The sequence below is a fragment of the Zobellia barbeyronii genome (genome assembly GCF_018603515.1).
Taxonomy (GTDB): domain Bacteria; phylum Bacteroidota; class Bacteroidia; order Flavobacteriales; family Flavobacteriaceae; genus Zobellia; species Zobellia barbeyronii.
The window spans coordinates 390,675-405,855 of record NZ_JACATN010000004.1; the positions used below are offsets into that span (position 1 = coordinate 390,675).

Below are 15,181 nucleotides of genomic sequence, written 5' to 3' on the forward strand. Positions count from 1 at the left end.
TTAAATAACAAAAGCACATAGATTCTAATAAACATTAACAACCCAAACCAAGCTTGGCCCCAAATCATAAATTATGGTTTGGGGCTTTTTCATTTCTCTCGCTATTCTTTCTATCTTCGTTATATAAAATCTACATAATGAACCTATCCAACATTACATCCAAAGAAATCATGCCAGGCTACCACGGAAAACTGGTACATTCCGAAAAAATGTCGCTTGCTTTTTGGACAGTAGAAGAAGGTGCCATTGTACCCGAACATTCCCACATGAACGAGCAAATAATGCAAGTGTTGGAAGGGCGTTTTGAATTTACACTTAATGGGGATACAAAGGTTTACGAAGTAAATGATATTGTTATCATTCCACCACATAGTCCGCATGGCGGCAAAGCACTTACTCCATGTAAACTAATGGATGCTTTTAGTCCGGCTCGTGAAGAGTACAAATAGAAAACAGAGTTAAACATTCCCCATAAATCTTATATTATGAACATATCATTAAAAGGCAAAAAAGTACTAGTTGGCGGTAGCTCAGGAGGAATAGGAAAAGCCATAGCACAACAATTAGCTGAAAGCGGAGCCAGTGTAACGCTCATGTCCCGTAGTGAGGAGAAACTTAAGAAGATAGTAGCAGAACTATCTACTGACCAAGGTCAGAAACATGATTACCTAGTAGTTGATTTTGCAGATTTTCATGACTACCGCGAGAAAATTTACAACTATTTCGTTACTAACACGGTAGACATCCTTGTCAATAACACTCAAGGTCCTGCTGCAGGAAGTGCTCTAGAAAAGCAGACTGTAGATTACCAAGAAGCTTTTAATTTACTTTTCAAGACTGTATCCTACACCACGGAACTCGCCCTAAAACATATGAAAGCCAATAAATGGGGCAGAATCATAAATATAGCTTCTGTATCCGTTAAAGAGCCTCTTTCTTATTTGGCGCTTTCAAATACCATAAGGGCAGCCGTAGTTACTTGGGGTAAATCATTGGCCAATGATGTTGGACAATATCAAATAACGGTGAACAGTATCCTAACTGGTTATTTTGATACTGATCGCATCGCGCAACTAAACTCCAAAAAAGCAGAGCAGTTGGGAATCTCAGAAGATGAGGTTCTTGCAGACATGGAGTCTAGAGTTCCTGTTAAACGCATAGGAGACCCAAAAGAATATGGCTATCTAGTTACCTTTTTAGCTTCAGAAAATGCAGCCTATATTACAGGTACTCAAATACCAATTGACGGCGGACTTTTAAAAAGCTTATAGTTACTTATTTACGGTAATTCAGAAATCCTGTTTCCTAACCGAGTAGGACCGCTCACTCATTTATAGTTTTTATTGGCATCCATTTTGCTCAGTTTTGTTCTATAATTTTATACTATGAAAAGATTATCCCTCATATTCACTGTAATCCTTTTTTCGCAAATGTTACCCGCACAGGATAGCGGAGACTCCTATAAAGCACTTTGGAAAAAGGTACAAAAATTAGAGAGCGAAGAATTGACTAAATCAGCTTTAGAACTGGTGGAGACCATTTCAGCAAAAGCGGAAAAAGAGAACAATTCTGAACAGGTTGTAAAAGCGTTACTATTTGTTTCAAAATATGCGATAATCTTGGAGGAAGATGCGCAATTGAACATTATTAATCGGTTTAAATCAGAAATAGAAAAAGCAGGATTTCCAACAAAAAATATTTTAGAAAGTTATTTAGCCAATCTCCACTGGCAATATTTTCAGCAAAATAGATATCAGTTTTATAACCGGTCTACCACAGAATCTAAAGTAGACAGTGTTGATTTTAGAACTTGGGACCTTACTACATTATTTCATGAAATAGACACCCATTTTCAGGCATCCTTAGAAAACAAAAAAGAGCTTCAGCAAACTAATTTACAAGGGTTAGAAGAATTATTAAACCAACAAAAAGGCTCAGAGACCTTCCGCCCTACTCTTTATGACATACTCGCCCACACGGCACTTCAGTTTTATAAAACCAACGAAACCGCTATTACGCGCCCAGCCGATAAATATGAAATAAGCGATCCTGAGACCATCTGCGAAGCCTATCAATTTGCGCATCATGACTTAAGTACCAATGATGATACTTCTCTACAAGCCAAAGCACTTAATGTATACCAAGGGCTAATTCAATTTCATTTTGATGAACCTAAGTTAGAACCTTTGGTAATGGCCGATATTGAACGATTAAACTTCGTTTACCAAAATGCCACTTTTGAAAACAAAGAAACGTATTACGAGGAAACCTTAAAGAATTCTGCCGAACATCTAAAGCACAACCAGATTTCTGCTTTGTATAGTTATGAATTGGCACAACTATACCATGCACAAGGGCAAACGTACCAACCTGACACGAAAGAAGAGACACGTTGGAAAAGTAAAGAAGCCCTAGCATTATGTGATGAGGTAATTGCCAGATTCCCTGACAGTATGGGAGCGGAAAAATGTAAATCACTCCGTCTACAAATCCTTACGCCTAGTCTTTCCATAATTACGGAACAACACATTGCCGTGAATCAGCCGTCAAAACTGTTGGTAAACTACAAAAATCAATCCTCATTACAACTGACTGCATATGCTGTCAATAGCAATGAAATTAAAGAATTAGAACGTCTCTACCCTCCAGAAAAGCAATTAACTTTTATAGAAAAACTGAAACAAGTTAAAAGTTGGTCGGCTTCGCTTAAAAACGAAAAAGATTATCAACAACATGGTATTGAGGTACTTCTTCCGGCTTTAGAAAATGGACAATATATTATCTTGGCTTCCCCTGAAAAGGGTAATAAAGAAAGCTTTGCCTTTAGTCAGATTCAAGTAACTGACATGGCCTTGGTAGAAACCAATGGCAACTCAGAACAACGATACCAAATCATTAACAGAACCACAGGAAAACCTATTTCCGGGGCCGATTTGACCTTTACTTATCTAAAAAACTATAACAAACCCTATCTGACTAAAAAAGAGCGTACAGACAAAATGGGGTTTGTAACCATACCGCTAACAACTGAGAATTGGAACGATGTAAAAATTGAGGTTAATCATAATGGCGAGAAAGCTTTCTTTGGAGAGTATTATGTAAACGGAAGACGAGAGACAAACAGGCTTAATACCATTTCAAACCAACTTTTCCTGTTTACTGACCGAAGTATTTACAGACCTGGTCAACCGGTATACTTTAAAGGAATCCTCATGGAAACTTTTGAAGAAAAGTCTAAGGTAGTGGCCGATGAATCTGTATCCGCTGCTCTTTATGATGTGAATGGCCAAGAAATAACTGAACTTGAATTTACCACAAATGAATTTGGTTCTTTTAACGGGGAGTTTATATTACCAAGTTCTGGACTTACTGGAGAATTTTTTATTGAAGTAGATGCATTATCAGGGACTGCCAATAAAACGCAGTATATCTCTGTTGAGGAATACAAACGCCCTAAATTCGAAACCTCTTTTGAACCTGTAAACGAAACGTATAAAGTAAATGATAGCATTACCGTAACAGGCATTGCTTCGGCTTATGCCGGAAGTAAAATTACCGATGCCAAAGTGAGCTACCGTGTAAAAAGAGCCGTCTACTTCCCCCGTTGGTACTACTGGCGCATGCCCTATTATAATCAGACTCCTCAAGAAATAGCCCATGGAGAAACCACCACGGACGCTTCGGGTAATTATAACATCTCTTTTAAGGCTTTACCAGATACTAGTCTATCTAAAGAAAACCTACCAACTTTCAACTATGAAGTTACGGCAGATGTAACCGACATCAACGGAGAAACCCATAGTACCACTACTTTTGTATCCGTAGGTTATCATTCCGTCATTGCCAATATATCAGTTTCTGAGCAATGGAACAAAGACAAGAATGAGGATAAAATACAAATTTCCACTACCAATCTTAATGGACAGTCTGTGCCTTCTAAAGGGACATTGAAAATGTACAAATTACAGGCTCCAAAACAAGTTCTGCGACAAAGAGCATGGCCCGCGCCAGATTACAAAAATTGGAACCAAGAAGAATACAGTAACCTATTTCCCCATGAAGCATATAACAAAGAAGATAATGCTGTTAATTGGGAGAAAGGCAAATTGGTCTGGCAGACGAATTTTGATACGGAAAAGTCTAAAAAATTCAACCCAAAAAACCTTAAAAACTGGGTGTCAGGAAAATATATAATAGAACTCGAGACCAAAGATAAGTTTGGACAAGCGGTCACAGAAAAAGCTATAACCACGCTTATTAGTGACAACGATAAGAAATTGCCGGACAACCGCTTGTTTGAAGTCAAAACAAACAAAACCGAGTATAGTGTTGGAGACAAAGTAGAAGTTACTTTTTACTCAAACTCAGAAGACCTTACCGTGACAGTCTTTATTGAAAAGGAGCAAGAAATTATAGACATACATAAAATACATCTAAATCAAAATTCAAAATCTTTTACGGTTCCGGTAACCGAAAATGATTTGGGTGGTTTTGCCATTAACTACACCTATTCTGCCTATAATTCATTTGATTCAGGAACGATTTCTATTTCCGTTCCCTATCCTGAAACCCAGCTCGAAATTGAAACCACCACTTTTAGAGACAAATTACAACCAGGAACCGATGAGACTTGGTCGTTTAAAATAAAAGGACCACAAGGTGAAAAGGCTTCGGCAGAGTTATTGGCCAGCATGTACGATGCCTCTCTGGACTCTTTTAAACCACACTATTGGAATTTTTATCCGCTTGCACGAAGTTCCTATTACTCCTCCATTTACGCTAGTGCACGCACTAGTTTTGGAACAAATTCATTTAGAACGCATCTTAGCAAAGAGAACTATAATTATACACCACAAGGGTATGACTCGTTCAACTGGTTTGGACTGCATTTTGGTTACATCAATAATTACAGAAATAGCCTAAAAAGAATGGCCAAAAACGGAGCAGCTCCTATGAGCATGATGGAAAATGATGGCGCTAGTCTGGATGAAGTCGTAATTACATCTTCTAATGTTTCTGAAGAAAGGGAGATGGCCCCTATAAATCCTGCTGAAGACAAATCTAACAGTGAGAATGACCCCGAAACTGTACAAATTCGTAAAAACCTTCAAGAAACCGCATTTTTCTTTCCTGAATTAAGAACAGATAAAGAGGGTAACGTTTCTTTTAACTTCACTACTCCAGAAGCGCTTACAAAATGGAAATTGCAATTACTAGCTCATACAAAATCTTCGCAAAGTTCCGTAAGACCCCTTGGAACCGTAACACAAAAAGAATTAATGGTGATGCCCAACGCACCTCGTTTTCTTCGTGAAGGAGATGAAATAACCATTAGCACTAAAATTGCCAACCTCACGGATAAACAATTATCCGGACAAGCTAAACTTATTCTTGTTGATGTTATTTCTGGGAAGGATATTTCAGAACAATTAATTGATTCAAAAAAGCAAAATTCGTTTACAGTAGATTCTTTAAGAAATACCCAAGTTTCGTGGCAATTGAAGATACCTGAAAATTTACAAGCCGTTCAATATACGGTAACAGCAAAAGCAGGGGATTTCAGTGATGGCGAACAAAACGTGCTACCTGTCTTGACTAACCGCATGTTGGTGACAGAAACCCTACCCATGTGGGTGCGGAGTAACCAGACCAAAACATTTGTTCTGGATAAATTAAAAGATAACACCTCAACTACGCTAAAAAATCATAAGCTAACTTTAGAGATTACTTCAAATCCTGCATGGTATGCTGTACAGGCACTCCCCTATCTTATGGAGTATCCTTATGATTGTAATGAGCAAACGTTTTCCCGATACTACGCCAACAGCTTGGCAAGTCATATTGCAAATTCAAATGAAAGAATAAAAGCTGTATTTGACCAATGGGCTAACTCGGATGCTTTGCTTAGTAATCTTGAAAAGAACGAAGAACTAAAGTCGCTATTAATTCAGGAAACTCCTTGGCTCAGAGATGCACAATCTGAAACCGAACAGAAAAAACGAATTGCCCTGTTGTTTGACTTAAATAAAATGAAAAACGAGGAAACTCGCGCACTTAATAAGCTAAAGAACAACCAGAAAAACTCAGGTGCATGGGCTTGGTTCAACGGAGGACCTGACAACAGATTCATCACCCAACATATTACAACTGGCATAGGGCACCTAAAACAATTGAACGTGTCCTCTGTAACTATAGAAAGTAAATCCTCTATCAAAATAATAACCGAAAAAGCTATTGCGTATTTAGACGCGGAGTTTGTTGAGGAATACAAGCAAATGAAGAAGCACGCTTCAAACCTTAATAATGACCATTTGAGCCAAATGCAAATTCATTATTTATATATGCGGAGTTTCTTCAAGGATATAAAAACCTCAAAGGAAGTCGATAAAATTACGGATTACTATCTTGGTCAAGCTAAAAAATACTGGACTAAGAAAGGACTCTATACCAAAGGTATGTTGGCTTTAACCTTAAACAGAACGGGAGATACTTCAACTTCTAAGAAAATTTTAAAGTCTTTAAAAGAGAATAGTATCGTTTCTGAAGAACTGGGCATGTACTGGAAAGAAAATACAGCTTCATGGTATTGGTATCAGGCACCTATTGAAACACAAGCGCTTTTAATAGAAGCTTTTGGGGAAATAGAAAACGACACTAAAACCGTTGATAATCTTAAAATTTGGCTCTTAAAGCATAAGCAGACCAACCAATGGTCTACCACAAAATCTACATCTGAAGCAGTATACGCTTTGTTATTGCAAGGTAGCGATTGGCTTTCAGTGACCGATGCCGTAAACGTCACTTTAGGAGGTGCTGAAATAAACCCTGAGAAGCTAGAAAATGTAAAAACTGAAGCAGGAACAGGTTATTTCAAAACTTCATGGAATACCTATGAAATAAAGCCGAATATGGCAGAGGTTCAACTGAGCAAAAAAGGTAATGGTATTGCCTGGGGAGCTCTTTACTGGCAATATTTTGAGGATTTAGATAAAATAACATCGGCAAAGACACCTCTTCAACTCAAGAAAAGTTTGTTCTTAAAAAAGAATACGGATACCGGTGAGAAAATTTCTGAAGTCACTAACGCAACACCATTAAAAGTAGGCGACTTAATTCGGGTCCGCATAGAACTCCGTTCCGACCGTGATATGGAATTTGTTCATATGAAAGATATGCGAGCAGCTGGTTTTGAACCCGTAAATGTAATTTCCAATTACAAATGGCAAGATGGTTTGGGTTACTATGAAAGTACAAAGGATGCCAGCACCAACTTCTTTTTTGACTATCTACCTAAAGGAGTCTATGTCTTTGAATATGCCTTAAGGGTAAACAACGCTGGTGAATTCAGTAATGGTATTACCACAATACAGAGCATGTATGCACCAGAGTTTTCAAGTCATTCTGAAGGTGTTCGGGTGAAGGTTGGTGATTAGGATGTATTTTGTAGAAAGGAGCGTCTACAAACTAACTGTGGGCCAAATTAATTTGTAGATAATAACACCCAAAATAAAACCGGTGCCTAGACCACAAAGAATAACGATTAAAATCATCTGATTAGAAGATTTCTGTGATAAAATATTAACCAAAGAGATAGGCGAACCATTTTTACGGATTTCAAACCTGTTAAGCTTCTCGCCTTTAGAAACCTCACGTTGCGCGATCCAATATCTATTTTCACCAATAGTGAAGGTGTGTTCTGAACCAACTTCAGTTAATTTTTTAGAAACAGTTCTACCATCCAATAGAATTTTTTCTTTTCCAAAGAATGTGTGAACCACTTCAATTTTATGGTTATCAATATAATAAAGCGCTAGCTTTAGCATTGGGGACATTTGCGTTAAAGTTCAAGATCGGGGGTAGAAAAATATCCTTTATAACATGGGCTCTAACCAGTCTATATGAAGAATAGATAAGGCCTAATGGTTTTTAAAGAATGTTCGAAAATATGGAATAATATAGTATCTACACAGGAAAGTTTCAAATACTACTAAGCCATACCTTCTAAAACAAAGAGATAAACTATCTGCTGTACTATTTTTTAGGAGGATATTTAGAGAAAACCTTTGCAGCTAGTGCATGTAATTTTTCCTCGCGTGCTTCAGGGGAAACATTTTCTTTGAAATTGCTTTGCCCTTGACCTTGCCAAAAGAGTTCATCCTTTTTGGCATCAACAAAATCAAACCGGATTTCGCGTTCCAGTTTTGGTTGCCCTACTGGTATACCTACGGAAACTCCTCCCCCTACACTACGTCCAGTTCCACCAAGGCCAAGGCCAACGGTATTATTGCTAGCGACTTCAAAAGACTCACTATCTATATTGATAAAAAAATCAGGATCTTCAGAAAAACGAATACCTTTTGCTTGCATTTCAGCATTAACGGCATGCAACAAACGTTTGGTATCAAGCTCACTAAGGCCTGTATTCATATCAGGGTAATAATTGTAAGTACTGTAATTGGTGAAATCGGTTCCCTTATCATAATCATAGTTCACCCTAATCGTATTGCACGAGGCCAAACACAAAACCAACACCAAAGTAAATACATTCTTCATAGTCTCGTTTTAAAGTAAATTTAAGGAATTATAATCGGGCCGAATTTAACAACCAACCAGTCCCTCCTAACTATTCAACATAGCCCAGAGCTTATCTTTCAATTCCATGATACCTTGTTGCGCTACAGAAGAAATAAATATATACGGCGTGCTATCCAAATCTTTGTCTAGTTCTATGCGCATTTCATCCATAAGCTCCTGATCTAACATATCGCTTTTAGAAATGGCTATTAAACGTTCCTTGTCCAACAATTCAGGGTTGTACCTTCTTAGCTCACCAAGTAAAATTTGGTACTCTTTACCAATGTCCTTACTATCCGCAGGTATTAAAAATAAGAGAGTAGAATTACGCTCTATATGTCTTAAAAAGTAATGACCTAACCCTTTTCCTTCTGCAGCACCTTCTATAATTCCAGGAATATCTGCCATTACGAAACTCTGAAAGTTCCGATGTTCTACAATTCCCAAGTTAGGTTTCAGGGTTGTAAATTCGTAAGCCGCAATTTTTGGTTTTGCTGATGTAATAACTGATAATAAAGTAGATTTACCAGCATTAGGAAAGCCTACAAGACCAACATCTGCCAATAATTTTAATTCAAGAACCACTTCTACTTCCGCTCCAGGCATACCAGGTTGCGCGTATCTTGGAGTTTGATTGGTACTGGTCTTAAAATGCCAGTTACCTCTACCACCCATTCCGCCTTCTGCCAAAACCCGCTCTTCTCCATGTTCCGTAATTTCGAACAACACTTCTGCTGTTTCAGAATCTTTTACCACAGTACCTAATGGAACATCTAAATATACATCTTCGCCATCTGCACCAGAACTACGGGATTTACTACCGTGTCCGCCGTGACCTGACTTAAAATGCTTTTTGAACTTAAAGGTTACAAGCGTCCATAAATTATTATTTCCACGTAAGATAATATGACCTCCACGACCGCCATCTCCACCATCGGGACCACCTTTGGTAATGAACTTTTCCCTATGCAAATGCACAGAGCCTTTTCCTCCTTTACCAGATTCCGCATTAATCCTAACGTAGTCTACAAAATTACCCTCAGTCATAAAATATTCTCAATTATACATTGACGACAGTCAACATTTGCGCAAAAATACGCATTTCGCATGAAGCTTAAACAAGCTATGCATTTAGAAGTTAGCCTTATAAAGCCAAAAAGAGAGTTGAAACATGCCTAATCATCTGTTTAGACCTGTTCAACTCTCCTTAATATACTATTAGAAACCGAAAGAGAACTAAAGCTCCTCGATAACCTTAGCCAAACGATGTGTTATTTCATCTATGGCGCCAATACCATTTACACTATGGAATTTATTCTGAGCCTCATAAAAATCTTTTAAAGGCGCTGTTTTCTCATTATACTCATCAAAACGATTACGTATCTTAGATTCGTCTTGATCATCGCTACGGCCACTTACCTTGCCTCTTTCTAACAAACGCTGAATAAGAACTTCGTCATTTGCTTCTAAAGCGATAGTTGCATCTATTTTCATCTCTTTTGTGGTCAAGAAAGCATCTAAAGCTTTTGCTTGAGCAGTTGTACGAGGAAAACCGTCAAAAATGAATCCGCTTGCATCTGGGTTTTTCTCAACCGCATCTTGCAACATCTTTATAGTTACTTCATCAGGAACCAAATCGCCACGATCAATGTATGATTTAGCCAATTGTCCCAGTTCAGTATCGTTTTTCATGTTATAACGAAAAAGATCTCCGGTAGAAATGTGTTTCAGGTTGTACTTATCCTTTAAAAAATCAGCTTGGGTTCCTTTTCCGGCACCCGGTTTCCCGAAAAGCACGAGATTAATCATATGTTTTTGGTTTAATTGGTAAACTTCCTTAAGGTTTCGGCCTAACTCATTATAATCCAGACCGTATCCCACAATAAATTTATCAGGTATATCAATACCTACGTAATCAATGGTATACTCACCATTGTATATTTCAGACTTATAAAAAAGACTTGCAACCTTAAATTCCTTAACGTTAGCCTTTGAAAAAAGATGTATTAATTTTTTGAGCGTACGGCCCGTATCTATGATATCTTCAAGAATAATAACACTACGGCCTTCTATATCCTCAGAAACATCTAAGAGAGTTTCTACTATACCTGTAGAAGTCAAACCTTGATAGGAACTTAATTTCACAAAAGAAACTTCGCAAGGGTGTTGATATTCCTTCAGAAAATCTGATACGAACATAAACGACCCATTAAGAACCCCCACAAAAATTGGTGTTTCATCCTTATAATCAGCGGCAACTTGATCGGCAACTTTTTTTACGGCTGCTTTTATTTGCGCTTCGCTCAAGAACGGCTTAAAATGTTTATCGTGTAGCTTTATCACATCGCATTTTTAAAGAACGGCTAATATACCACTTTGATTTTGCTTTTTTAAGCACACGCCTTGCGTTTTAAGAATTCGATGTATTTTTGCATCAGTTCAAAATCAATTGCATGTCTACAGATAATTCATCGGAGTACTTTTCTTCACAGTTTAAATTGGGAATTTTAGGCGGTGGCCAGCTTGGTAAAATGCTCCTTTACGAAACTCGTAAATTTGATATTCACACCGTAGTTATGGACTCTTCGCCAGAAGCTCCTTCAAAAATAGCCTGCAATGAATTTATATTGGGAGACCTGATGGATTTTGATGCCGTATACAATTTTGGGAAGCAAGTAGATGTGCTTACCATTGAAATTGAAAACGTAAATGTGGATGCCTTAGAAAAACTGGAAGATGAAGGTCTAATGGTTTTTCCACAAACCAAAGCTCTTAGAATCATCCAGAACAAAGCAAAACAGAAGCTTTTTTATGTGGATAACAACATACCAACGGCAGATTTTCAGCGATTTGCCTATAAAAGTGAAATAAAAGATAGTATCTCTAACGGAGCTTTAGATTTCCCTTTTATTTGGAAAGCAGCACAATTTGGTTATGACGGACAAGGAGTTAAAGTTGTTCGTAAGATTGAAGATTTAAACGAACTTCCTGCAGGTGAATGTATTGCAGAAAAGATGATCGACTTTAAAAATGAACTTGCCGTTATCGTTACCCGCAGTGTAAGTGGTGAAGTGAAAACTTATCCCGTGGTAGAAATGGAATTTCACCCGGAAGCCAATCAAGTAGAATATGTTATCTGTCCTGCTAGAATTAGTGATGCCGTTGCCCAAAAAGCACAAGAAATAGCTTTGAAGGTTTCAGAGAAAATACAGCATGTTGGCCTTTTGGCCGTAGAACTTTTCCAGACTAAAGATGATCAAATCATAGTTAACGAAGTTGCTCCAAGACCCCACAACAGTGGCCATTATAGTATTGAAGCAAGTTACACCAACCAGTTTGAGCAACATCTTCGTGCCATTTTAGACCTTCCATTAGGTGATACTAAAAGTAAGGTTGCCGGTATTATGGTAAATTTAGTGGGTGCCGAAGGTTATACAGGAGAGGTTATCTATGAAAATATGTCCGAAATTTTAGGAATGGAAGGAGTAACTCCTCATATTTACGGCAAAAAACAAACCCGTCCTTTTAGAAAAATGGGTCATGTAACTATAGTAAACGAATCTATTTCCGAAGCTCGCAAAATTGCGCAGCAAGTAAAGGAAACTATTAAAGTGATAAGCAAATAATCATATGAGTAAAGTAGCAGTAGTAATGGGCAGCACTAGTGATATGCCCGTAATGCAAGACGCCATAGACATTTTAAAGGGATTTGATATTGAAGTTGATGTAGATATCGTATCAGCTCACAGAACTCCTGAAAAACTTTTTGATTTTAGTAAAAATGCACATACCAATGGTTATACCGTTATTATTGCCGGTGCCGGTGGCGCAGCTCACCTTCCTGGAATGGTAGCATCTATGTCTCCTTTACCAGTAATTGGTGTTCCCGTAAAAAGTAGCAATTCTATAGATGGTTGGGATTCTATCTTATCCATTCTTCAAATGCCCGGTGGCGTTCCCGTAGCTACGGTAGCCCTGAACGGAGCAAAAAATGCCGGTATATTGGCGGCACAGATTATAGGAAGCTCGGACAAATGTGTTCTTGATAAAATTATTCTATATAAAGAAGGCCTAAAACAAAAAGTAATAGAGGGTGCAAAATCCGTCAGTGGCAAGAAGTAATATATAGGTCATCAAAAATTACAATTCATGAATTACCCTTCACTTATAGGTTTTATAATTGGTGTATTGGCTATTATTGTTTTAGCTTTTATTGAGCGAAGAATCAATAATCCTTATTTAAAAAGTCTCTGGAGAAGCGCTTTATTCTTCTTCTCTATGTATGTGTTGATACTTGTTCTGGTTTTCTTTCGTTGGAAATACTATGAAATGCAACTAAGCACTTTTGACCTTAATGCAGATGGCAGCATAGGCCTTAAGGAATATACAGACCAATACAGATTTGTTAGAGATAAAGTAATGAGCGGAGCCGATCGGAACTTTGCTTTTGTAACCGGAGCTGCATTATCTTTTCTTTTAGCTGGCCTTGCACTCATACTAGACCTTATTAATACTTGGATAAAGTCTAAGAACAACCCCATACAATCTTAAACCTAAAAAAACTTACGTCATATGAATCCATTATTGACACCTTTTGATACTGCTCCATTTTCTAAAATAGAAAATGCACATTTTAAGCCTGCTTTTTTACAAGCTATGAAAGATGCAAGAGCAGAAATAGACCAAATAACGGCTAACAAGGCAGAGCCTTCTTTTGAGAACACCATTGAAGCATTGGAATTTACAGGTCAGCAGTTGGACCGAATTTCCAGTGTTTTCTTTAATCTAAATTCTGCCGAAACCAATGAAGAAATTCAAAAGATAGCTCAGGAAATTTCCCCTTTGCTTTCTGAATTCAGTAATGATATTACGCTAAACGAAGCTTTATTCAAACGCATAAAAACCGTTTATGACCAAAAAGATTCTTTAGACCTTACCATAGAGCAACACACTTTGCTTGACAAGAAATACAAGAGTTTCAGTAGAAACGGTGCTAATCTAAACGATGACAAGAAGAAACGTCTTCGTGAAATTGATTCAGAGCTTTCAAAATTAAAATTGAACTTTGGCGAAAATACACTAGCTGAAACCAACAAGTACGAAAAGCACTTGACCAATGAAAGTGATTTAGATGGTCTACCTGAAGGAGAGAAAGAGGCAGCTGCTCAAATGGCAAAATCAAAAGAGAAAGAGGGCTGGGTTATAACTTTAGACTACCCGAGTTACATACCCTTTATGAAATATGCCAAAAACCGCGAACTGCGTAAGGAGTTGTCTTTAGCTTTTGGCAGCAAGGCTTTTCATAATGATGAGCTTGACAACCAAGAAAACGTACTTAAAATTGCCAATTTACGCTTTGAACGTGCTAATTTATTGGGCTATAAGACCCATGCACACTTTGTTCTAGAAGAGCGCATGGCAGAAACTCCAGAAAAGGTACACAAGTTTCTAAATGAGTTATTAGAAAAAGCAAAGCCTGCTGCAGGAAAAGAATTTGCCCAACTTGAAGATTTTGCAAAAGAATTAGACCATATAGACCGATTAGAAAAATGGGACGGTAGTTATTATTCTGAAAAACTGAAACAAAAACTGTTCAATTTAGATGACGAGAAACTAAAACCTTATTTTAAACTAGAGAATGTAATTTCAGGTGTTTTCAAAATAGCTGAGAAATTATTCGACCTTCGTTTTGAAGAAGTTACGGATATAGATAAATATAATGAAGAAGTAAAAACGTATAAGGTTTACGATACTTCCAACAACTTCATCTCTGTTTTCTATGCAGATTTTCACCCTAGAAAAGGAAAACGTGGTGGTGCTTGGATGACTTCCTACAAATCTCAATACCAACGTAACGGAGAAAATGTACGTCCGCACATATCCAATGTTTGTAATTTTACCCGTTCTACACCTAGTAAGCCTTCTCTTTTAACTTTTAACGAGGTAACTACCCTATTTCATGAATTTGGACATGGATTGCATGGTATGCTGGCTAACACCACCTACCCTAGCCTTTCAGGAACTTCTGTTTTTTGGGATTTTGTAGAGCTACCGAGCCAAGTAATGGAAAACTGGTGTTATGAAAAAGAAGCACTAGAACTTTTTGCTACTCATTACGAGACTGGAAAAGTGATTCCGATGGAATTAGTTCAGAAAATTAAAGAATCTGCTACTTTTCAAGAAGGCATGCAGACGCTACGCCAACTGAGTTTTGGTCTTTTAGATATGTCTTGGCACGGAATTGACCCAACAAGCATTAAGAACGTAAAACAGCACGAAACCGAAGCTTTCAAAGGCACGACTCTATATCCTGATACACCAGAAACTTGTATGAGTACCGCTTTTGCCCATATTTTTCAAGGTGGGTATTCTTCTGGATACTACAGCTACAAATGGGCTGAAGTTTTAGATGCGGATGCTTTCGCATATTTTAAAGAAAAGGGTATTTTTAATAAAGAAGTTGCTACTAAGTTCAAAGATAATGTGCTTTCAAAAGGTGGTACAGAAAATCCAATGGTTCTTTACAAGCGTTTTAGAGGTGCTGAACCTAAGGTAGAAGCCTTATTAGAAAGGGCCGGCTTATTGAATTAAAACCTTCAAAATATAA

At 37.6% G+C, this 15,181-nt stretch carries 11 protein-coding genes; 7 read left to right on the forward strand and 4 right to left on the reverse strand.

Going from position 1 to position 15,181, the window contains the following annotated elements; translation table 11 throughout:
* Positions 1-137: 137 nt before the first annotated feature.
* The 3 genes from HW347_RS14215 (at position 138) to HW347_RS14225 (ending at position 7,433) form a co-directional block, all read left to right on the forward strand.
* Positions 138-449 carry a cupin domain-containing protein gene (locus HW347_RS14215; protein WP_214612449.1) on the forward strand — a complete coding sequence of 104 codons (312 nt, stop codon included), beginning with the start codon at positions 138-140 and terminating at the stop codon, positions 447-449.
* A gap of 36 nt (positions 450-485) precedes the next feature.
* Positions 486-1,271, forward strand: a complete 786-nt coding sequence (locus HW347_RS14220; RefSeq protein WP_214612450.1) for an SDR family oxidoreductase — start codon at positions 486-488, stop codon at positions 1,269-1,271.
* A 114-nt stretch (positions 1,272-1,385) separates the two neighbouring features.
* Complete coding sequence (locus HW347_RS14225; RefSeq protein WP_214612451.1) at positions 1,386-7,433, forward strand: alpha-2-macroglobulin family protein; 6,048 nt, start codon at positions 1,386-1,388, stop codon at positions 7,431-7,433.
* A gap of 24 nt (positions 7,434-7,457) precedes the next feature.
* On the opposite strand, the gene HW347_RS14230 is transcribed toward HW347_RS14225, so the two are convergent.
* The 4 genes from HW347_RS14230 to HW347_RS14245 all read right to left on the reverse strand — a co-directional run bounded on the left by HW347_RS14230 (position 7,458) and on the right by HW347_RS14245 (position 10,917).
* Positions 7,458-7,832, reverse strand: a complete 375-nt coding sequence (locus HW347_RS14230) for a hypothetical protein (protein WP_214612452.1) — start codon at positions 7,830-7,832, stop codon at positions 7,458-7,460.
* A 199-nt stretch (positions 7,833-8,031) separates the two neighbouring features.
* Positions 8,032-8,553 carry a DUF4136 domain-containing protein gene (locus HW347_RS14235; protein WP_214612453.1) on the reverse strand — a complete coding sequence of 174 codons (522 nt, stop codon included), beginning with the start codon at positions 8,551-8,553 and terminating at the stop codon, positions 8,032-8,034.
* Between the two features lie 66 nt (positions 8,554-8,619).
* Positions 8,620-9,621, reverse strand: coding sequence for a GTPase ObgE (gene obgE, locus HW347_RS14240; protein WP_214612454.1), 1,002 nt, complete (start codon positions 9,619-9,621; stop codon positions 8,620-8,622).
* A 189-nt stretch (positions 9,622-9,810) separates the two neighbouring features.
* Positions 9,811-10,917, reverse strand: coding sequence for an adenylate kinase (locus HW347_RS14245; RefSeq protein WP_214612455.1), 1,107 nt, complete (start codon positions 10,915-10,917; stop codon positions 9,811-9,813).
* Positions 10,918-11,027: 110 nt separating this feature from the next.
* On the opposite strand from HW347_RS14245, the gene HW347_RS14250 reads away from it, so the two are divergent.
* The 4 genes from HW347_RS14250 to HW347_RS14265 are packed head-to-tail and all read left to right on the forward strand — an operon-like array spanning position 11,028 to position 15,165.
* Positions 11,028-12,200: a 5-(carboxyamino)imidazole ribonucleotide synthase gene (locus HW347_RS14250; protein WP_214612456.1), complete on the forward strand. Its 1,173-nt coding sequence runs from the start codon at positions 11,028-11,030 to the stop codon at positions 12,198-12,200.
* A 4-nt stretch (positions 12,201-12,204) separates the two neighbouring features.
* Positions 12,205-12,696 carry a 5-(carboxyamino)imidazole ribonucleotide mutase gene (purE, locus tag HW347_RS14255; protein WP_214612457.1) on the forward strand — a complete coding sequence of 164 codons (492 nt, stop codon included), beginning with the start codon at positions 12,205-12,207 and terminating at the stop codon, positions 12,694-12,696.
* A 27-nt stretch (positions 12,697-12,723) separates the two neighbouring features.
* The gene (locus tag HW347_RS14260; RefSeq protein WP_155594728.1) at positions 12,724-13,125 is read left to right on the forward strand and encodes a hypothetical protein; all 402 of its coding nucleotides are present in this window, start codon (positions 12,724-12,726) and stop codon (positions 13,123-13,125) included.
* Positions 13,126-13,146: 21 nt separating this feature from the next.
* Positions 13,147-15,165, forward strand: coding sequence for a M3 family metallopeptidase (locus HW347_RS14265; RefSeq protein WP_214612458.1), 2,019 nt, complete (start codon positions 13,147-13,149; stop codon positions 15,163-15,165).
* Positions 15,166-15,181: the final 16 nt, after the last annotated feature.